The organism is Bartonella sp. MU37NMGALS, from assembly GCF_042194015.1.
GTDB classification, from domain to species: domain Bacteria; phylum Pseudomonadota; class Alphaproteobacteria; order Rhizobiales; family Rhizobiaceae; genus Bartonella; species Bartonella grahamii.
Genome location: NZ_JBHIML010000013.1, coordinates 1 through 20,732, shown reverse-complemented (window position 1 = coordinate 20,732; position 20,732 = coordinate 1). Strand labels below are relative to the sequence as shown.

The window sequence follows — 20,732 nt, the reverse complement described above, 5'->3', positions numbered from 1 at the left end:
CCGGCGTCTTATCTAACAGGTTGTTCCTCCTGCTAACCACTTCAACGCTTTACAAACAACCTTGCCCTGGATATTTCATCCCACTGTCATAAAACATTTAATACATAAAGTCTTATCGGCTTTAAATTGTTAAGAATCCTGAGAAAGCCTTCAGAAATCATGACATTCTTGCTATTGTATTATGCAGTCACACGCTTTTCTAAAGAGATATCTCTTAAATTTCCCCCAAGCCCATTTCACAATAACTCCCGCAAATGATATAAAATGAAATCGATTAATCATCCCATCTTTATTTATAATAAAAGCCATACCATCATACTATTTTCCAACTCTCAATCTTAGCAATACCCCTCGCCTTTGAAAGAGTTTATAAGTATCATTTTATTTATTTCTCAAATGTTTATCTATACGATAATTTCACATATAACGTGCAAATGAATACTTTTGATTGATCCACATAAATAGCTTAAAAATGAAAAATTTTTACGATATAATGAATTATTTATATATAAAACAATGGCTTATTATTAGAAATCAATTTTTAAAATTAAAAGTTATCATTAAAGATAAAATACATCTTTTAAAAAATAATTTTATATAAATAAAATCTATTTTCATTCCCATTTTAAAAATGGAAATAAAGAAAATAAATAATCGCCTCTACAATAATAATTTCTTTTTAAAAGATTTTTAAATAATCCAAACACTTAGAGGTTTTCATTTTTTAGAAATGAAAACCTCTAAAAGACCTTCTTATTTTGGCAAGAGTATTTTATACCTCTTTTCAATTGAGAATAAATCAACAAAAGTAAAAAATCTCCAGTACATAATCTTTTTTCAAGACTTTATCTAGGCAGCCTTCTTAACTGATTTTCGAAAACGAAAAGGCTTTGCACGCTTTGCCACCGCTTTTGCTTTTTTATGCCTCTCATTTGGAGATGAAGAATTCTTTCGCTGCAACTGTGCGGCATCATCTTTTCGACCTAAAAACTGTTTTTGACGTTTAGATTTTTTAAAACGGCGTTCCTTATCGTTTTCTTTTTCTCTACTTTCTGGCAAAATTGGCTTTTCTGGAAACACTGCAAATTGTTCTGGAACTGACTCAACCGCCAATTTCATACGAATCAAGCGCTCTATAGCACGCAACCGTTCCCTTTCTATCTTCTCATCAAAAAGTGTAAGTGCTTCGCCAGATGCACCATTACGTCCTGTACGACCAATACGATGTACATAACTTTCAGCTTCATCTGGTAAGTCATAATTAATAACGTGGCTTATCCCTGGTATATCAATACCGCGTGCAGCAATATCTGTTGCCACAAGGATCCGCACAGATCTTTCACGAAAAGCTTTTAAAGCAGACTGGCGAGCACCTTGTGATTTATTCCCATGAATTGTTGCGACTGAATACCCTATCTTTGCCAAACTACGTGTAACAGAATCAGCCCCATGTTTAGTTCGGGTAAAAACAATAACCGAATTAAAAGCTGGATTTGTCAAAAGTTTACTTAAAACATTCTTTTTTTCATTCGTAGGAACACAATATAATTTTTGGCAAATCTCTACAGCCGTAGTACCTTGAGGAACAACTTCAATTTTAACAGGATCATTGAGTAAACATTTTGCAAGCACAGCAATTTCCCTCGGCATTGTTGCAGAAAAGAGTGCTGTCTGACGCTCTTGATGCAAAAGCTTTGCAATTTGCTTGACATCATGAATAAACCCCATGTCCAACATACGATCTGCTTCATCCAAAATCAAAAAACGAGATTGGGAAAGATCAACACACTTTTCACCAACAAGATCTCTCAAACGCCCTGGAGTCGCTATCAAAACATCCACACCTGCTTCCATACGTTTAATTTGTTTTAAACGTGATACGCCCCCAAAAATAAGACATGTTGAAAGATGAGCTCCCTTCGCCACAGTGCGAATCGTTTCATCAATCTGGACAGCAAGTTCACGCGTTGGAGCTAAAATCAAAGCGCGTGCAGTTTTAGGACAGCGTTTATCACCCAAAGCCAAAATCTGACTTAAAATAGGTAAACCAAAAGCCAAGGTTTTTCCAGAACCTGTCTGAGCAACACCTAAAATATCGTGTCCTTTCAACATTACTGGAATAGCTTGTTCTTGTATAGGTTTAGGTTTACTCATCCCAGCAATGAGTAAATTTTTAATCAAAAGAGTAGGCAAACCTAACTTTGTAAAAACATTTTCTTCTTTTATAGGCAAAATACAATCTTTCCTCAGCTGAAGAACTCAAAACAAGTAACCAACTGAACTCTCCACTCAAGAATCCGCGCAAGAGAAATCCCTGACATTTTAAATGAAGCAACGCTTTAAAAGCGGCCTGCGCAGCTCATGAGCACCTTGAAATCAAGATAAAGGCGTATAAACTTCACTTTAGAAAAAGCCAACAAACCAGCCTAAATGCCTTCACCCCCATTATCCCTGGATTATGATAAAAAAGCAAGAACTTTACGAAATACATTTATCATGAATAAAAAACAATATTTAGATCGTTTACTTTTTAATGATTGTGTCCATCGGTAAATGTACCTTGATAAAATCAGGATAAATCTCGAGAAAAACTGGATTTTGTAAAGTTTTTTGACCGCCATAAATTAAATACCATTGGGTTTTATCAAAAATCGCCAAAGTTTTATATCGAATGATGCGATCCTTCATCTCAAGAACTGTTGGAATTAAAGCATACAAAGTCCCGTTATCAGTTTGTAAATACTCTATATTTTCTTTATCTAAATAATAAGCACCAGAAGGCAAATCCTCAAATTTCCTATGCAACTGTTGAAGAAAATCACTACGTAAAGCACTCTCTGTTGTATTCAATCGATGTGCCATCTCTTTATAAAGTCGCTCAGGCATATAATGAGAAATAGGCGCAAAATCCCTGTTTTTTATAGCATTATTGACATCAACAACAACTTTTGAAAGTTCAGCTTTTTGTATTATTGTGGGCTGAGATGCTAAACTCTGTTGATTAACAATCAAAAAGAAAAACAGACTCAGCAGCAAATAAAAAATAGGTTTCATCATTATGCTTCTTGTTTTAGTAAAATTTCAGTTTCTCAAATAACGAAATCAAATAATGTTTGATCATCAGTAATATCACGATAACGCCAACCTAACGCTTGAAATTTTTCCTCTAAAAGACAAAAATTACCGTATTTTTTTGTTTCAATCGCAACCAATACAGAACCAAAGTTTCTCGCTGATTTTTTAAGATATTCAAAACGTACGATATCATCATCTGGTGATAATGTGGAAAGAAAATGACGCAATGCACCAGGATGTTGCGGAAAACTAAAAATAAAATATTTTCTCAACCCTTGGAAACGTAAAGAACGCTCTTTAATTTCTGGTAAACGCTCAAAATCAAAATTACCTCCTGAAATAACGAGAAGAATTTTTTTCCCCTTTAACTCTTGAGGAGGAATACTGTTAAGCGCGTCAATCGATAAAGCACCAGCCGGTTCAAGGACCACACCTTCAACATTAAGCATTTCAACCATCGTAGAACAAACACGATTTTCAGGAACCGTAATGACAGAATCAGGGGAAAATTTCTTTAGAATTGTATAGTTTAGCGCACCAATTTCAGCCACAGCAGCACCATCTACAAAAGTGTCAATATTTTCAAGCTTGACGCGTTTTCCACTCTCCAAACAAGCAAGCAAACTTGCAGCTCTTTGCGGCTCAACAAAACGAAGCTTTGTTTTCCAACCATATTCATGTAAAAACTTGCTCACTCCACTTGCCAAACCACCACCCCCTACCGGCACAATCATTAAATCTGGCTCACTTTCTCCATTGAGTTTTTTCCATTGTAAAGCAGCTTCACAGAGCACTGTTGCCTGCCCCGTAATAATGCGAATATCATCAAAAGGTGGAGCCATTACACCACCGCTCTCCACAACAAAGGATTGCGCAGCTTCATAACATTGATCAAATGTTTCACCAATTAAACGAATATCAATGAATTCTTTACCAAAAATACGTGTTTTCTCAATTTTTTGTTGTGGCGTTGTTATAGGCATAAAAATCATGCCTTTACGTTTAAAATAACGACAAACAAAAGAAACCCCTTGCGCGTGATTCCCCGCTGAAGCACAAACAAATGCAGAATCTGGTGGTAGACTGCTAAGCATTTCTGAAACAAAATTGAAAGCACCCCGAATCTTATAAGACCGCACCGGTGTTAAATCTTCACGCTTTAAATAAATTTCTGCATCATACTTTTGACTAAGAAAATCATTTCTTTGAAGTGGTGTTTCAGCAAACACGTGATGCAATCCCACCATAGCTTTTGTGACGTCTTGAATAAATTGACTCATAACACTAATCATTTCATGCTTTATTTACATTATAAAAGCTTTTTCTAGCGATAAAGAAAACTATTGTCAGTCAAAATTTCACTAAAAAAATGAAAAATGTTTCTTTTGTCATTAATTCTTGATTCAATAAAAGATATAGCTTATGAGAGAACTCTCATCGCGGACGTGATGAAAACGGTAAACATAGCAGACTTAAAATCTGCCGGTCGAAGACCTTGCGGGTTCAAGTCCCGCCGTCCGCACCAGAATACTTTAATTTCCCTTATTTCCCAATGATTTATTAAAAATCAATAAAAATCAAACCACCCTCTCAACCACCTTTCGCAACGCCATTATAACGCTATCAGACGGCACCACGATGATGCTAAAATACGAATCATTGCTGCTTTTTGAAGTACCTTTTTAGCACTTTGAACTCCTCCTCATCTTTTAGGGTGGAGAGGCAGTCAATCTTGATTTTCTCATCCTTAAGGATGAGGAAATGAGTCATGTTTTTAACGTTAAGCAGCTTTCACAACAGGGCTCGATAAAATTCGCTTAGCTTCTGTTGTAACTGATTTGTAATGCTTAAACTCTTCTTCAAGGTCATTTGCATCTAACAAACGCCTCATCAATAATCCTAAGATTTCTCAAACACCAGCAGCATCATTCACGCTCTTAACAGGAGTAAGATAATACGAAGAAAAGTAAGTGAGGTATAGAATGGAGATAGATCTGAGTTTAGTAATAGCAGTTGTTATTTATTTTATTGCTAATGTGGGGTTGGCTTATACTCTTCATGACTCCTGAAAACAACGCAAAGGCTCAGAAAAGAGATAGATGAAAAAGACAAAATAATAGATAAAGAAGCTGAAATAGTACATGCACAAAAAGATATAAATCAAAAACAAGAAGAATCAATTCGAAGATTAACTGCTTCCAAGCTTATTTTTCCTTGAATGGCAGTTAAAAATTTGGCCAAAAAGTAGTTTTAAGTATTTTCTCACAAACATTTTTCAAGACAGGCAATCACAACACGCTCTGTCATAGCTCACATATAAATACGCAACAGCCTTAATGGGGGGAACATGATCATCAATACACAAACCATTCTCTGCCTTGATCTAGATACCAAGACAGGCTGGACAATTTCTCGTGTAGACAGCAATATAACGAGTGGCACTGTCAATTTTGAATCCTATCGTTTTGAAAGCAATGCCTCAAAAGGAGAAATGATTAACGCGGCATGTGCAAAAGGACATGCGCTACAAGATCACTTAGAAAACAATCTTTGGGCGAAAGCCAATCTTGTACGCAAGGCTGTTTTGAACACCCGTGAAAAAAATCTGAAAGAAAAGGCAATGAGAGAGAATTCAAGACCACTCACGTTGGTTGAAAAGCAAAAGCTTGAAGGGATTTTAATGATCTTGGAGGAACAATGAAAAACATTGCAGGTTAGCAAACTAGTAAAAATGCTGATCGTTTTGTGATTAGATGTGCGTTTAAATCGACATAAAAGCACCGTACAAAGCGATTCAAGATTTTATGATAAAAAATTTATAATATAAAACGCTCTGTACGGTCAAATTTGAGGCAAATAGACAAATTTGTAAAATTAGAATTAAAGCATATCCATTTTAAAACATCTGTTCTTAAAAAACCGTAAACAGCCCATGCGAAAGAGGTTTGTTGCAACGGCGGTGGGATATGCACCATGGAGGGAACGGAGCAGAGGAGTATTTTTACAACCTCTACGAATATGAAGACGGTACAAGAGAGTGTGAAAAATTTGATACTGATCAGTATTACAAAGCACCTAAGTAATGCGGATTTAGTACCAAAGCGCAAGTAAAAGCATGAGCTTATGGTGGTCTATTCCGAAAAGCGTTCTCAATTACAAACCTCTTATAGATGAGATCAACAGAGAGATCAAAAATTATCGAAAACCGCAGGAAATTAATATGTTTACAGATAAGCAGCTAAGAGCCTTGTTTGGCGTTATAACTTTTATATTTTTTATGTTTTTCAGGAATAAAAATTGACTTTATTCAGAATATTTTGACATTTGCGTTTGTTTCTTTGGTAATAGTCACAACGGTTTTTGCAATTTTATGCAATTCTAATATTCCTTCTGAATTACAGAGCAACCCAAAATACAAATGCGGCAATACAACAGGTTGGAAGACATTAACACGTGATTTACAACAGTACATGCACAGACTCTTAAAGCTAATAAGTTTAGCGCTTGTCGTTTTAATTTTCCCAAGTAGTTATAAAGAAATGGTTTCTTTACCTGTCATTTCTAAGTACGTGGAGTACAAGTTTTATTTTCATTGGATACTGTACTTTTTTAATACTCAGATATTGCTGTTTGGTATTCTCTTTTAGTCTGTGTATTATTTCTTATGTTACGTACACGCAGTTTAATAAATATATCTATTTACACACTACAGTGCTCCATTAAAAAGCCATAGTAAAATTCCGATTTTATAAAACTGTTCAGATTAAATGGCGTTGTCTCTTCTCAACGTTCATAGATAAAATCAACAAGGAGATAAAAAACTATCGGGGGCTGCTTAGCTTCAGAGACTAATTTTCTAGGTGAAGAGAAAGTTCAAGCTGCATCTTTGATTGTAATAATGACTTGCTTGCCAAGAAGACTCAGTGCTTTCTCTAGTGTTTGAAGCTTAGTTGGATAATTTAGATCAAGAATGCGTCTTTACCCAAATAATTGCCAATTCTGTTTTTGTGATATTCGCTTCATTAAAGGCTTCTACTACTGCAAGTTTAAGAGCATTCCACGCATCTACCGTAACCTCTACAAGGTCTTTATACTGTTGTGGCATTGGTAAAGGCAGACCACGCATAGGACAAGCTCCGTAATGCTAACCCCAAAGATTCAACAGCATTCTCTAATGCCTCAGTTCTATTTTCTCCAGCTGTTATTGCTTCTGGTACACCTGGAAAGGTTACAATAAAACCACCATCTGAATCAGATTCCAGTTTTGCCTGATAAGTATATTCCATGTTTATGTCTCCTCGTCATAATCAAAATACTTTTGAAACAAAAAATTTAAGCCTTTGAGAAAACAGCTCATACCCCCAACTACTTTTTTATTATTTTCACATAAAGTGGAGTCAAGTCATCAGATTTTATAACGGTTGTCTTGTCTCCAAAAGTTACCAAATAATGTGACCCTTTGCCTGCATCAGGAGCTTTACTGTAATGAATGCCTCTTTTTCTGGCTTCTTTACGTAATTCCCTAAGCAGCACTTCTCGTTTCATTTAGCCTCACCATTTCTTCATAAAATGAAGATCGAACAAAAAAGTTTAATACAGACTCTTAATGAAAGGATATTTACTGAAAAGTTAAAAGCAGAAATAAGAAAGCCGTACCATTTATGTAACATGGTCTTTTGATGCATGATTTGTCAAATAATATTGTAATGTAATACTTTAAAAAATATTATTAATAAACTTAAACGATTGAAAAAGTACGAATTATGTTAAGATTTTTACATATTAAATTGCTAATTTAATGGGGCTACAAATATGCTAAATAAAGTGATGTTAATTAAACTATTTAGCTGCTAATACCAAAAGCAAAACAATGAATTCTGGAGCCGAGGTAGTCAATTTTCGTATGGCAACTTCTAAGACCTATGTAGATAAAAGACCAATCAAAAAGTAGAGAAAACAGAATGGCATTCAGTTGTGATTTTTAATCCATATTTGGCAAAAATTGCACTTCAATATCTAAACAAAGGTTCAAAGATTTACGTAGAAGGCAAATTACAGACACGCAAATGGTAAGATAAAAATGTGCATGACCGTTACTCAACAGAGATTATCTTACCACAATTTAAAGGCGAATTATATTTACTTAATGCAAAGAAAGATTTATCGGCATCCCCTACCCCTTCACCCATTACTTCTCAAAATTATGCTATCGTTTCAAAAGCCCGACGCATGAGATTTGGGTCATCACTCAAGTCAACCTTCAGATCTATTTTAGCAAAGGCTTGATGACAGCCTATGATCTTGATTTTATCATCAAGAATAAGTTTATAATTCTCATCTGTTATCAGATGTTGAATGGATTAGCTGACTTCCTCTTCATCAACACCCCAAATAATAATCTTATAAGGAGCTAAAAGTTCATTCTTAACGGCTTTGGAGAATGTATAGGTAATAAAGCTCTTTTCCATAGAGCTCTTCTTCGTCCATAGATGCCACAACGGCATTGATCTAATTGGCTTGCTTTTTCTCAAAGCTTTTGAGCATCAGTTGGTAGCTGGTAGAGCGAGATCTGAGACTTCGAGTTCGACAGCATCATCTTGTGTTTTACGACGCTTGCCAACTTATGTATCAGAACATACCGCAAAGAAACACAAGGGGGCTTGTGCAGGTGCGATCGCCCTCTCATTCATATTCCTGAAGCCTGAAAGTACTGAGTTTGAATCAGCTTTTTTCGCTTTTAGTGCTCATCGAACTTGGACATAGAAAAATCTCCCAGAATTCTGAGACACCCACAGAGTGGGCTCATTTTATGATCGAACTTTAGGGTTTTCAGACCCTACTGATCGCTGCGTAGACGACCAAAAACACCTTTAAAGTATTGAAGGAATTTCACGCGATTAGCAACCAAAATGAAAGCAGTGTTTCTTATCTCTTAAAGACTGTAAGATTGGGCACTCTTCAAAAGAGAGATAATGCCAAGAACTGTCATCGTGGTTAATTATCAACCCACACAATACCTCTTGTTCAGAAAACGCACAACACGAGATAAGAAAAAATGTTGTTTGCAAAGTTCTCTCTTACCTATACAAAAAGAAAATAAAAAATTTGGAGGGCTCCTATGATAAATGACATTTACTGTGTTGGACGCAATTATGTTGAACATGTTCATGAACTAGGCAATGTTGTTGAAGATGAACCCGTTATCTTTAGCAAGCCAAACAGTTCACTCGTTTTAGACAATGAAATTTATCTCCCTGATTTTTCAAAAGAAATACATTTTGAAACTGAAATTGTGCTCAAAATCTCAAAGGATGCTTTCATGGTCACGGAGGCAGAAGCAGAAGAATGCTACGATGCCATAGCAATAGGTCTTGATCTCACAGCGCGGGATTTGCAAACAAAACTGAAAGAAAAAAAGCTGCCTTGGCTTTTATCTAAAGGATTTAAAGGCGCCGCATACGTCTCTGACTTCATAAACAAGGAAAAAATAAACAACCCAATAACCTTTGCAATGAAGCTGAATGGCGAAACAAGACAAGTTGGCAATACGCAAAATATGATCTTTAGCTTTGAGAAGATAATATCATTTTTGAGTCACTACATTCAGCTAAGACGTGGTGATCTCATATACACAGGTACTCCACAGGGTGTAGGAAAACTTTCTCAGTTTGACAGAATAGAATTATATCTCAAAGATCAATTAATTTCAGAGCTAAAGGTAAAATGAATCATCAAATACTGACCTTTTTCATTGTTTCATTTTTTTTAGTCATCTCACTTAATTTTAGTCATCTTACTGGGGCCGAATATGGCCCTTATCATCGCTAAGACAACGAGATTAGGAAGAAAGAACGCATTTGTAAACGTTTTAGGATTGTGTACAGCAACATATGTGCATGAGACATTTTCCATACCTAAGTGTATCAGCGCTCATTCTCAACAACAAAACACTATTTTTTTAGTAAAATTCATGGGTGGCAGCACTTTATTATACATGGGCTTTAAATCGATTAAATCTGGAAAACACAGCTTAAATTCAAAAAAATATCAACGAATGAAAAGAGTGCTATTGGTAAAACAAAACTTTTCACCAGCTATATGGACGGTTTTTTGACACAAATACTAAATCCCAAAGTATCAATATTTTATATAACGGACTTCCCGAAATTTTTGTCTTCTGGCGGTGGAATTAAAAAAGGCTTTGAACTTGTCACAATACATTCTTTCAACATCTTTGCATGGTTTACTTTAACGACCATTTTTATATCATTTGCCAGCTCCGCTTTAAAAAGCGGCGGATAAAAGGTGCGATTAATATAGCGACAGGAACAATTTTATCTTTTGATAACAAATTGCAAAGCTAATAGAGCAATCTTTTCCTGATTCTGTCTCTCACGATGAATAGCTCAACCTCTAACAGAGCTTATACAATCCTCAGTTTTTTTCTTTGTATAACTGAATTGCGCTGCATTTCTTTATCATAGTCTCAAGGATTTTTGTGTAAACGATGTGAATTTCTCGCAACCTTTTATAAAATGTTATCACTATCTAAACAAAATCCTTATTCATCACTTTAGAAAAAATAAGCTATGATATTCCTCTTTTCGTTTATGAAACAAAAAAGTGATTTTAAAAATCATTTTAAATTTCTATCATTAAGAACTGTTTCTTAAACTAAGATGAGAACCTTTGAGCGCTATTTGAGCCAAAATTAAAACTCTCACCATTATGAATAATAACAATTAAAAACTCCCTATTCAAATATCTGTTACGTTATTTAAGAAGAAAACATCCTCTTTTTTCAAAACCATATTCTTGTCTTTATCCACACAAAATTATAAAAAATGTTTTTTTCCTTTACACCTCATTTATATCATGCTTCGATACAGAATGATGCATTTTTTAGTGTAATTTAACCTCAAAATAATTAAAGGGAACCCCCAAAAAATGAACTGTAAACAAAATTTAAAAGATGGTCCTAAGATAAAACTACAACGTGGCCTGGATAACCGTCACGTACAACTTATAGCCCTCGGTGGAGCTATTGGAACAGGTCTCTTCATGGGATCAGGAAAAACAATTAGTGTGGCAGGACCTTCCATCATACTCGTTTATGCTATTATTGGATGTGCCCTATACTTTGTAATGCGTGCTATGGGAGAATTATTGCTTTCTAATTCACAATACCGGTCCCTTATTGATTTTTCAACCGATATGCTAGGACCGGGAGTCGCTTTCTTTGTGGGCTGGAACTATTGGTTAAGCTGGGTTGTAACTGGAGCTGCAGATATTATTGCTATCATTAACTATATGCATTTCTGGTGGCCAACACTTAATCCATGGATTGTTGTTTTTGCTTGCATTGGTTTCTTTTTAATCCTTAACCTCCTTGCCGTAAAATTTTTCGGTGAACTTGAATTCTGGTTTGGTCTTATCAAAGTCGTAGCAATTTTGGCATTAGTTATTGTTGGATTCTATATGATCGCTACAGGCTTTACCTCTCCAAATGGTACTGTTGCCTCTCTTAACCATGTATGGAACGATGGAAATATCTTCCCGCGAGGAATTACAGGTTTTTTTGCTGGATTTCAAATTGCCATTTTTTCTTTTGTTGGTATAGAGATTGCTGGAACAACGGCAGCTGAAGTTAAAGAGCCTAAAAAAGTTCTCCCTAAAGCAATTAATGCAATACCAGTGCGTATTGTACTCTTTTACATCCTTTCTCTCGCTGTGATTATGTCCGTTACACCTTGGAATCAAATCGTTCCAGAAAAAAGTCCCTTTGTCTCCATGTTTTGGCTTGCAGGCATTCCAATAGCTGCTGGTTTGGTCAATTTTGTTGTTCTCACCTCCGCTGCCTCTTCAGCAAATAGTGGTATTTTTTCGACTAGCCGCATGATATACGGGCTTGCAACACAAAAAGGTGCTCCTCCAATTTTAGGGAAGCTTTCCAAATACCATGTTCCAGCCAATGCTCTGTTCTTTTCCTGCCTATGTATTTTAGTAGGATATACAATTGCATCATCATCTCCAAGCATCATAAGTGCTTTTACAATTGTGACGAGCATTTCAGCGATTGCATTTTTATTCGTATGGTCCGTCATTTTGATTAGCTATATTGTGTATCGTCGCAATCACCCTCATCTACATGCTGAATCCGTCTACAAAATGCCGGGAGGTGTTATTATGTGCGGAATCGTGTTAGTTTTTTTTGCTTTCATGCTCTATTTGTTGACATTAGAACATGATACCCTAACAGCTTTAAAATACAGTATCTTTTGGTTTATTTTCTTAGGTATAATGTATTTTATGTTTATAAGAAAAAAAATTGCTCCAAAAAACAAATAAAATCTATACAAAACATCTCAAAAAAGGGTAACTAAAGTTACCCTTTTTCTACTTAACCTCCTCCTCATACCTCAAAAGACGAGGATTCCTCGCAGTCTGGGTTTGTAAATAATCCGGCTTGTTAAGAGGGATGCTGTTAACCACTTATATGGTTCACCTACATAAGGCTCTACGGGCTAGCCGAGCCCTGAATCCTCACCACACATTCTAAAAATACTTAATGTGTAAAATTTTATATGCTTTATATCACTACTCTAAACAACAGCATTTTACTGTATAATAAGATAAAAAACGCGCTATTCTGTAAAGAATTCTCTATAAACTTCAATGACATTGTTTACTAATAAAACATGAGATTTTATCTAAAACGCCCCGCCCCCCCAAGTTTATATTCAATTTTTTGTCAACATAAAAAATACAGCTCTAAACAGAATATATCTTAATAGCTATCTACAATAAAAAAAGATTCTATGAAAAATTTTTCTATTTATAATATATTTTAAATATAAATATTTAAATAGAAATTTTAAATATTTTATTCAAATTTTAAAAATTATTTCAACAATTTAAAAAATATTTTCTTTATATATAACAATTTATATTTAATAAATTTAAAGTTTTACTTATATTTTCCCAAAAAAATAAACATTTATTAATAAATGATTATAGATATAAAAATATTTATATAAAAAAATATTATAAACAAATATATATAAATATAGATTGTTATATTTATATAAATAATATATTATAATTATACTTAATATATAATATATTACATATGTATAAAATATGAAAAAAAATAAAAAATATAATATATTTTATATTTTATTTATTATGTATAAAATAATTATTTCATCAATTAATAATGTTTTTTCTTTATTAACATATAGTCATAGAAAAAAATTCCTTTACTCCTTAACCATAGCATGTTTCGGTAAAAGGGATTACCTTTTTTAAGATAATTTTTATTTAAAAATAACTGAGGGGAACTTCCCAAAAATGAACAAACAAAATTTAGAAAAAAAAACTAAGAAGAAATTGCAACGTGGACTACATAACCGACACATACAACTTATAGCCCTTGGTGGAGCTATTGGAACCGGTCTCTTCATGGGATCAGGAAAAACAATCAGTGTCGCAGGACCCTCAATCCTACTCGTTTATGCAATTATTGGTTGTGCTCTATACTTTGTCATGCGTGCTATGGGAGAGTTATTGCTTTCTAATACACAATATCGATCTTTTATTGACTTCTCAACCGATCTTCTAGGTCCGTGTGCCGGATTCTTTATCGGCTGGACATATTGGTTGTGTTGGATTGTCACCGGAACCGCTGAAATTATTGCTATTGTCACTTATACACACTTTTGGTGGCCTGAACTCAATTCGTGGATTCCTGTTATAATTGGTCTAATGTCCTTTTTAATTCTTAACCTCGTCGCCGTAAAACTATTTGGCGAACTTGAGTTTTGGTTTGGTTTTATCAAAATCGTAGCAATTCTAGTCTTAATTGTTGTAGGATTTTATATGATCTTTACCGGTTTTGTCTCTCCAAACGGCACGGTTGCTTCTCTTAGCCATATATGGAATGGTGGAAATATTTTTCCGCGAGGAATTACAGGCTTTTTTGCTGGATTCCAAATTGTTATTTTTGCTTTTGTTGGCATTGAACTCGCTGGAACAGCTGCTGCTGAAGTACAAGAGCCTCAAAAAGCTTTACCACAGGCTGTTAATTCAATACCAATCCGCATTGTATTCTTTTATATATTCTCTCTTCTTGTGATTATGTCTGTGACGCCGTGGGATCAAATCAGTCCAGAAAAAAGCCCATTTGTAACAATGTATGCACTTATTGGTATTCCAACTGCTGCTGGTTTGATGAACTTTGTTGTCCTCACAGCTGCCGCATCTTCAGCAAATAGTGGAATTTTTTCTACCAGCCGTATGGTATATGGGCTAGCAACACAAAAAGGTGCTCCTAAATTTTTAGGAAAACTTTCTCGTAACCACATTCCAGCCAACGCATTATTCTTTTCATGTTTATGCATCTTATTTGGTTATGCAGTTGTATCGTTATCTCAAACCCTCATAGCTGCTTTTACAATTGTTACGACGATCGCCGCAATTTTGTTTATATTTGTATGGTCTATCATTTTGATCAGCTATATCGTCTATCGTCGTAATCGTCCTCTCCAGCATACTGTCTCTCCTTATAAAATGCCAGGAGGTGTTGTTATGTGCTGGGCGCTTCTTGTTTTCTTTGCATTCATTATTTATTTATTATCATTAGAAGCTGATACTGCCATAGCTTTAAAATACACTCCAGCGTGGTTCATATTTTTAGGAATTGTATACTTTCTTTTTGGAAGAAAGAATTATGCAAAAAATTAAAAAATAAAGCTTATGTTGCAAAAAACATATAAAAAAGGGTAACTAAAGTTACCCTTTTTTGATATTTATCTATAAAATTATAAAAACTATTAACAAAATATCTCTTTAGACGCTTCAATTACGCTCTTTATCAACCAAAGCGTCAGATTTTATCCAAGGCATCATAGAACGAAGTTTTTTACCAACTTCTTCAATAGGATGATTATCATTTAAACGCCGCATGCCTTTAAAATGAGCTGCACCAGCTTTATACTCTTGAATCCAATTTGACGTAAATTTACCCGTCTGAATATCCTTCAAAATACGCTTCATTTCTGCTTTTGTTTCATCAGTAATCACACGTGGACCAGACATATATTCGCCCCATTCAGCCGTATTGGAAATCGAATAATTCATATTTGCAATGCCCCCTTCATACATGAGATCAACAATCAGTTTAACTTCATGTAAACACTCGAAATAAGCCATTTCCGGTGCATAACCTGCTTGTGTTAATGTTTCATAACCTGCTCGAATCAGTTCAACAAGACCTCCACAGAGAACCGCTTGTTCACCAAAAAGATCAGTTTCGCACTCTTCTTTAAATGTTGTTTCAATCACCCCAGCACGTCCACCACCAAGACCACATGCATAAGACAATGCTACATCATGAGCATGCCCTGAAGCGTCTTGTGCCACCGCTATTAAGCAAGGAACACCACGACCACGTTGGTATTCATGACGAACTGTATGCCCTGGACCTTTAGGAGCAATCATCACGATATCAACGTGTTTTTTAGGTTCAATCAAGCCAAAATGAATGCTCAAACCATGCGCAAAAGCAATCACTGCCCCATCACGTAAATGATCATGAATATGCTCTTTGTAAATATCAGCTTGCAATTCATCTGGTGTTGCCATCATGATGAGATCTGCCCATTTTGCTGCTTCTGCAACACTCACCACTTCAAAACCATCTGCCATAGCTTTCTTAACTGTTTCCGACCCTGAACGCAAAGCTATTTGCACATTTTTTACACCGGAATCTTTCAAATTTAAAGCGTGCGCACGCCCTTGAGAACCATAACCAACAATGGCTACTTTTTTCCCTTTAATAAGATTAACATCCGCATCACGATCATAATAAACACGCATAAAAACTTCCTTCTTTTTCTATTTAAACTGGATTTCAGATTATTTTTATTAAATAAGAAACATTATCTTCAGTGCATCACACACTTATAAAGACAAAAAACACCGCTTATAAGAACATAGCAATTGAATAATTTTTAAAGTTTACATATTGCATAAAAAAACTGTAGTCCCCAAACATACCCAAAACATATACAGATCCCCAAATCAACTTCAACTAATATTCTACAAAAAGAATAATTACGCAAAACAAGATTTCTAAAGAAAATATATTTGCTAATATTTTACTCTTCTATCGTGCAACAAAACACTATATTCTAAAAATTAAGATAAAATATACAATTTTTAACATGAGCCAAATCAATACGGATAGCAAGAAAAATTACAAAATAACAAGTATTGTTTTAATACAATATTCAAAAGCATATACAACAATATTTTTAGAATAATAAAGAGAACATTTTAATTTTTACGTTCTTTAATATCCACGCTTCTCACGCGAAAAAGAACACCCCCATACTGCCATTATGTTATTCATTTATGGCGCCTTATAAAGAACTTTTAATGTGCTCGAGCCCTTTTCTAGGCCCCCTATAATCGCCTAAGATTTATTGCACACCACTCTCTTTACTTCATAAAGCTACAAGTCAATATCATCAAAACCCTTATATGCCAAAAACTGCCACAACATTGAATTAGCCAATAAAATGATGATAGCAATAGACTTCATATCATCCATGGATGATTTTACATTATACTATTTACAGATAACCCGTAAAATGAGCTCAAACATCAAAAAAATTTGTGTATTGATCCATAAAAACCCTACGCACTCTTTTACAAGGAAAATACCTTCGAATCCCTATTTCTTCTCCCTAATAGATAGTACAAATAAAAAACATCGCATACACTCAAAAACAAAAGATAGAAAGCAACCAATAAACAGAGCAACAATAGAATATTTATAATGCACGCTAATAGTGCTAGTTATCTAAACATATATTATTTTTTAAGATAAATTGGCAAAGCTTTATAAAAATTTCTCTTTCAATTTCATAGAGAGAAAAAGATTACGATAATAACCGAACAAAACGCTGAACAGTATCACGCATTCCATACTCTAATGCATCGGCAATGAGCCCATGGCCAATAGAAACTTCATCAAGCCAAGGAATACGATTGATAAGAGCAGGAAGATTAGCAATCGTCAAATCGTGACCTGCATTGATACCTAATTGCAGTTCTTTGGCTTTTTTTGCTGCTAAAACAAGTTTATTGAGCTCTTGATCCTGTTTTATTTTTTCCTGAAATGCACCACCGTAAGGTCCCGTATAAAATTCCACACGATCAGCCCCTATTGCTTTAGCAATATCAAGACCGTCGATAGTAGGATTAGCAAAAAGTGATACACGAATCTTTCTTTTTTTCAAACGCTTAACAACGGGTGCCAAAAATTCCGCATCATGAGAAAAATTCCAACCATGATCAGACGTTGGCTGATTTGGATCATCAGGAACAAGGGTAATCTGATCCGCGTAGTTTTCAGCAATATCCAAAAATTGATCACTGGGATAACCTTCAATATTAAACTCAGCCGCAGGAAAATTGTTCTTGATTAAACAGTATATATCTGGCAAATCCGCAAAACGAATATGCCTTTCATCAGGGCGTGGATGAACAGTCAAACCTGCTGCTCCAGCAGCAAGCGCTATATGCCCAATATGCGTGATATTTGGCCACGGAAGATTCCGTCGATTACGCAAAACAGCAACAGCATTAAGATTAACCGAAAGTTTTACCGCCATGCCCATTTCCATTTTTCTATAGTGTGTAACAAGATAGAAAAAAGGCATTTTCCATCTGAAACTTAGATAATATACATATTTTTTCTATCGAACAATCATTAAACGTTCTGCTGCGCGCGTAATTCCCGTATAAAGCCAGCGCGCATACATATCACGAAATGCAAAACTTTCATCAAACAAAACGACGTTATTCCATTGAGAACCTTGCGCTTTATGAACCGTTAATGCATACCCATAATCAAAATCATCATATCGCTTTTTTAATTGCCATGAAATTTCTTGATCAGGGTTTTCAAACGCTGCTTTTAACAGTTTAATCTTTGCTACCCCACGCTCACTTTCTTCTGGTTTCACAAGAAGATTAATACTTGGTTTAACTGTTTCCTTCTGTGAAGTCATCACCTTCCATAAAGAGCCATTCAACAAACCTTTAGTAGGATCATTTCGCAAGCACACAAGCTTGTCTCCTGCTTGCGGATAATCTGCTGTAAATCCTTTTAACACACGCAAACGCTGATTATAAAGGTAGCGCGTACGATTAACCCCTACCAATACCTGATCAGCATCCAAAACCAATTGTTGATTGACCTCTTTACGTGTAACAACGCGCGCTTCTCCATAGTCACCATAAGCAATATCGCGTCCTTCACGCACATCCATAGCAAGACGTATAATCGAATTATCCCGCGCTTGCCGATGAATTTCTGAAAGAAGAAAATCTGGTTCTCCATTAGAAAAAAATCCTCCACCTGATATAGGAGGCAATTGACCTGGATCACCAAGAACAAGAATTGGCGTCCGAAAGCTCATTAAATCACGCGCCAATTTTTCATCTACCATCGAGCACTCATCGACAATAATGAGCTTAGCTTGTGCAGCTGCACTCCTCCGATTTAATGCAAATGTCGGTGCAATAGACTTCTTTCCCGTAACTTCATCGGAAACTTCTTCTTCCCCACGCGGACAATAAATCAACGAATGAATAGTACAAGCATTACTGGCACCTTTAGAGCGCAAAACCTGTGCCGCTTTGCCTGTAAACGCCGCAAACTGAACAGAACCATCAACTGTTTCAGCAAAATAGCGTGCCAGCGTTGTCTTACCCGTCCCCGCATAGCCAAAGAGGCGAAAAAGTGGAGAGCGCCCCTCTTTCAACCACGCAGCAACAGCCTTCAATGCATTATCCTGTTCCGGTGAAAACTGCATGACTTACCAACATAAAATTTGCATAAAAAGAGCACTATTTTGAAAAAAAACAACTATCAAGAAAAACTTTTTTATTAAGAATTGCTGACACACGCCCATCTAACAACTTTCATAGCACAATTATCAATTATTTACCCATTTCTTTTTCAAGATATTGTAGCAATCTAAATTTTATCTATACATCGATCTTCTTGGTAACACCTTATACTTATCAAATAAAATATCATTTTTTACAACAGTAACACCAACAATGGAATATGCATGTCTTAAATTTAAAATAATACCTATATACGCTTTTTCTAACCAAAATTTAGAATGAGAAAAAGAGCATTGCAATTGCAAAACCCTCGCTAGAAAAAATGTCCTTAACAGGATAAGAATAATGTAATTTTATGAATACTATTTTACACAATCACTCAGCTTTCTTGCACATAAAAATAAAGTACATCCACTATTACGAAATAATAATTAAATATATCAAAAACCTTTTGGTAGAAATAGAAATAGCTCTCAACAAAAGGACTTAACCCTATGATGATACACCTATATATTTCCTATTTCCCTCTTATCACGATTTTAATAAATTTACTCTTCATGCTACAAATAAGTTATATCTCAACGAATAAAGAGAGACATCACGCTTATATAAAGCCCGCTTTATCTTGCATAAATATGTAGCGTTTTCTGTTTCGACAATAAAATCTGGTTCGTAAGTATGGCCTTCTTGGTAGTCTATTATAAGAAAACTGGGACATGGGTTTCAGTCCAGCGTAGCACTTCAGGTCCGTCCTCTAGAATATGAGAAAAGCGCAATTCTCCATCTACTGAGTCAAACTTTTTGTCGCAATGTTTTAAAGTTTATAAAAACTAACTGATTAATGCTATTCTTATTGCTAGAAACAACAATGAAATCAAGGGGTATAATTTGTTAATAGGCTTGGCGTTATGTCAAAATATCAGCGATGAGATTGCTTTTTGGTTGTTTTAGAAATGAAATAATGAGCTCAAATATTGATGAATGAAACGGGAGATTTAAATTGAAAATATTAATTCCAGATGACTATCAAAAAGCTACCCTAACATTACAGTCTATTACAAAATTAATGAAATCGCATGAAGTGCTTGTTATAAATAATTTAGCTAAAGAATGTGATTTAGAAGATAAGCTCAAAGAGATAGATATTCTTATCTTAATCAGAGAGCGGACCATGGTTGATAGAAATCTTCTCCTGAAACTGCCAAATTTAAAATTAATCTGCCAAACAGGAGTAACAAACTTTATTTTGATCTATATAATCAATTGATCTTTATAATCTTTTTTAAGGTTCGGGATACATAGATAAAAGTGAGGGAATAGGATTTTGCAACACATCTCTATAGGACGCCTCTTTTTTTACCAACTTTCTCAAGAAAGTCTTTTAATTCTGCTACGGTTTGTTGTGAAAAATTCTCTAAATTTCTAACAAACTCACCAACAGCTTCACGTCTCAACGGATCAGAAGTCTTGATTGTAAAACTTTTGCGACAAGCATAAGCTGCTTTCCTTAAGAGTAAAGCCTTCTCTTTATCTAAACCATAAAGCTCTATGATCTTTTCTTCCAGTCCTACAGGAACAGATTTTTTGCCAATTTCTACAGAAGATAAAAATGATACAGATATGTCTAATTTCTTAGCCATATCTAAGAGGCGTTCTGAATGATCAATGCGAAGTTTCCGTAAAATTTTACCAAAAGATGTAACCATATAAAAAGTCCTATTAGAGAAGAAATATTT

Annotated in this window: 14 protein-coding genes, 1 tRNA gene and 5 pseudogenes; 10 read left to right on the top strand and 10 right to left on the bottom strand. The window is 35.0% G+C overall.

The features are described from left to right. Window positions 1–849 precede the first annotated feature (849 nt). From ACFIJP_RS07085 to ilvA, 3 genes are all read right to left on the bottom strand, one after another. Window positions 850–2,232: a DEAD/DEAH box helicase gene (locus ACFIJP_RS07085; protein WP_375626569.1), complete on the bottom strand. Its 1,383-nt coding sequence runs from the start codon at window positions 2,230–2,232 to the stop codon at window positions 850–852. Window positions 2,233–2,523: 291 nt separating this feature from the next. After that, window positions 2,524–3,054, bottom strand: coding sequence for a hypothetical protein (locus ACFIJP_RS07080; RefSeq protein ID WP_375626588.1), 531 nt, complete (start codon window positions 3,052–3,054; stop codon window positions 2,524–2,526). A gap of 35 nt (window positions 3,055–3,089) precedes the next feature. Next, window positions 3,090–4,367, bottom strand: coding sequence for a threonine ammonia-lyase IlvA (gene ilvA, locus ACFIJP_RS07075; RefSeq protein WP_375626567.1), 1,278 nt, complete (start codon window positions 4,365–4,367; stop codon window positions 3,090–3,092). Between the two features lie 147 nt (window positions 4,368–4,514). Between ilvA and ACFIJP_RS07070 the strand changes: the two genes are divergently transcribed. From ACFIJP_RS07070 to ACFIJP_RS07055, 4 genes and pseudogenes are all read left to right on the top strand, one after another. Further along, window positions 4,515–4,600, top strand: a tRNA-Leu gene (locus tag ACFIJP_RS07070). A gap of 822 nt (window positions 4,601–5,422) precedes the next feature. After that, window positions 5,423–5,776: a hypothetical protein gene (locus ACFIJP_RS07065; protein WP_375626565.1), complete on the top strand. Its 354-nt coding sequence runs from the start codon at window positions 5,423–5,425 to the stop codon at window positions 5,774–5,776. A gap of 186 nt (window positions 5,777–5,962) precedes the next feature. Further along, window positions 5,963–6,283, top strand: a pseudogene (locus ACFIJP_RS07060) (hypothetical protein); the annotation flags it as partial. 12 nt (window positions 6,284–6,295) lie between these two features. Beyond that, a pseudogene (locus ACFIJP_RS07055) lies at window positions 6,296–6,808 on the top strand (hypothetical protein). A 140-nt stretch (window positions 6,809–6,948) separates the two neighbouring features. Here ACFIJP_RS07055 and ACFIJP_RS07050 read toward each other — a convergent pair. Beyond that, a pseudogene (locus ACFIJP_RS07050) lies at window positions 6,949–7,361 on the bottom strand (type II toxin-antitoxin system HicB family antitoxin). A gap of 79 nt (window positions 7,362–7,440) precedes the next feature. Then, complete coding sequence (locus ACFIJP_RS07045; RefSeq protein WP_375626563.1) at window positions 7,441–7,620, bottom strand: hypothetical protein; 180 nt, start codon at window positions 7,618–7,620, stop codon at window positions 7,441–7,443. 267 nt (window positions 7,621–7,887) lie between these two features. Between ACFIJP_RS07045 and ssb the strand changes: the two are divergent. Next, window positions 7,888–8,361, top strand: a pseudogene (ssb, locus tag ACFIJP_RS07040) (single-stranded DNA-binding protein). On the opposite strand, the pseudogene ACFIJP_RS07035 reads toward ssb, so the two are convergent. Beyond that, window positions 8,295–8,583 (bottom strand): annotated as a pseudogene (locus tag ACFIJP_RS07035) (hypothetical protein); the annotation flags it as partial. The pseudogenes ssb and ACFIJP_RS07035 overlap by 67 nt on opposite strands. A 610-nt stretch (window positions 8,584–9,193) precedes the next feature. Between ACFIJP_RS07035 and ACFIJP_RS07030 the strand changes: the two are divergent. From ACFIJP_RS07030 to ACFIJP_RS07015, 4 genes are all read left to right on the top strand, one after another. After that, window positions 9,194–9,802: a fumarylacetoacetate hydrolase family protein gene (locus ACFIJP_RS07030; protein ID WP_375626562.1), complete on the top strand. Its 609-nt coding sequence runs from the start codon at window positions 9,194–9,196 to the stop codon at window positions 9,800–9,802. A gap of 81 nt (window positions 9,803–9,883) precedes the next feature. After that, on the top strand, window positions 9,884–10,189 hold the full coding sequence (locus ACFIJP_RS07025; RefSeq protein ID WP_375626561.1) for a hypothetical protein: 306 nt from the start codon (window positions 9,884–9,886) through the stop codon (window positions 10,187–10,189). Between the two features lie 833 nt (window positions 10,190–11,022). Further along, the gene (locus ACFIJP_RS07020; protein ID WP_375626559.1) at window positions 11,023–12,423 is read left to right on the top strand and encodes an amino acid permease; all 1,401 of its coding nucleotides are present in this window, start codon (window positions 11,023–11,025) and stop codon (window positions 12,421–12,423) included. 1,002 nt (window positions 12,424–13,425) lie between these two features. Beyond that, window positions 13,426–14,817: an amino acid permease gene (locus tag ACFIJP_RS07015; RefSeq protein WP_375626557.1), complete on the top strand. Its 1,392-nt coding sequence runs from the start codon at window positions 13,426–13,428 to the stop codon at window positions 14,815–14,817. 114 nt (window positions 14,818–14,931) lie between these two features. Here the strand turns inward: ACFIJP_RS07015 and ilvC are convergent, their stop codons facing one another. The 3 genes from ilvC to ACFIJP_RS07000 form a co-directional block, all read right to left on the bottom strand. Beyond that, window positions 14,932–15,951, bottom strand: a complete 1,020-nt coding sequence (gene ilvC / locus ACFIJP_RS07010) for a ketol-acid reductoisomerase (protein WP_375626556.1) — start codon at window positions 15,949–15,951, stop codon at window positions 14,932–14,934. Window positions 15,952–17,018: 1,067 nt separating this feature from the next. After that, window positions 17,019–17,753 (bottom strand): pyridoxine 5'-phosphate synthase, encoded by a 735-nt coding sequence (locus tag ACFIJP_RS07005; protein WP_375626555.1) that lies wholly within the window; start codon window positions 17,751–17,753, stop codon window positions 17,019–17,021. An 84-nt stretch (window positions 17,754–17,837) separates the two neighbouring features. Further along, window positions 17,838–18,959 (bottom strand): ATP-dependent RecD-like DNA helicase, encoded by a 1,122-nt coding sequence (locus tag ACFIJP_RS07000; protein ID WP_375626553.1) that lies wholly within the window; start codon window positions 18,957–18,959, stop codon window positions 17,838–17,840. A gap of 1,037 nt (window positions 18,960–19,996) precedes the next feature. Here ACFIJP_RS07000 and ACFIJP_RS06995 point away from each other — a divergent pair. Further along, a complete protein-coding gene (locus ACFIJP_RS06995) occupies window positions 19,997–20,263 on the top strand; it encodes a hypothetical protein (protein WP_375626552.1) in 267 nt (88 codons plus the stop codon). Between the two features lie 70 nt (window positions 20,264–20,333). Here the strand turns inward: ACFIJP_RS06995 and ACFIJP_RS06990 are convergent, their stop codons facing one another. Further along, a complete protein-coding gene (locus ACFIJP_RS06990) occupies window positions 20,334–20,702 on the bottom strand; it encodes a helix-turn-helix domain-containing protein (protein WP_375626587.1) in 369 nt (122 codons plus the stop codon). Window positions 20,703–20,732: the final 30 nt, after the last annotated feature.

Excerpts from the sequence above, each read along its gene's own strand:
- ilvC (WP_375626556.1), bottom strand. The coding sequence starts at position 15,951 with ATGCGTGTTTATTATGATCGTGATGCGGATGTTAATCTTATTAAAGGG.
- ACFIJP_RS07025 (WP_375626561.1), top strand. The coding sequence starts at position 9,884 with ATGGCCCTTATCATCGCTAAGACAACGAGATTAGGAAGAAAGAACGCA.
- ilvA (WP_375626567.1), bottom strand. The coding sequence starts at position 4,367 with ATGATTAGTGTTATGAGTCAATTTATTCAAGACGTCACAAAAGCTATG.
- ACFIJP_RS07000 (WP_375626553.1), bottom strand. The coding sequence starts at position 18,959 with ATGCAGTTTTCACCGGAACAGGATAATGCATTGAAGGCTGTTGCTGCG.
- ACFIJP_RS07005 (WP_375626555.1), bottom strand. The coding sequence starts at position 17,753 with ATGGCGGTAAAACTTTCGGTTAATCTTAATGCTGTTGCTGTTTTGCGT.
- ACFIJP_RS06990 (WP_375626587.1), bottom strand. The coding sequence starts at position 20,702 with ATGGTTACATCTTTTGGTAAAATTTTACGGAAACTTCGCATTGATCAT.
- ACFIJP_RS07030 (WP_375626562.1), top strand. The coding sequence starts at position 9,194 with ATGATAAATGACATTTACTGTGTTGGACGCAATTATGTTGAACATGTT.
- ACFIJP_RS07065 (WP_375626565.1), top strand. The coding sequence starts at position 5,423 with ATGATCATCAATACACAAACCATTCTCTGCCTTGATCTAGATACCAAG.
- ACFIJP_RS07080 (WP_375626588.1), bottom strand. The coding sequence starts at position 3,054 with ATGAAACCTATTTTTTATTTGCTGCTGAGTCTGTTTTTCTTTTTGATT.
- ACFIJP_RS07015 (WP_375626557.1), top strand. The coding sequence starts at position 13,426 with ATGAACAAACAAAATTTAGAAAAAAAAACTAAGAAGAAATTGCAACGT.
- ACFIJP_RS07045 (WP_375626563.1), bottom strand. The coding sequence starts at position 7,620 with ATGAAACGAGAAGTGCTGCTTAGGGAATTACGTAAAGAAGCCAGAAAA.
- ACFIJP_RS07020 (WP_375626559.1), top strand. The coding sequence starts at position 11,023 with ATGAACTGTAAACAAAATTTAAAAGATGGTCCTAAGATAAAACTACAA.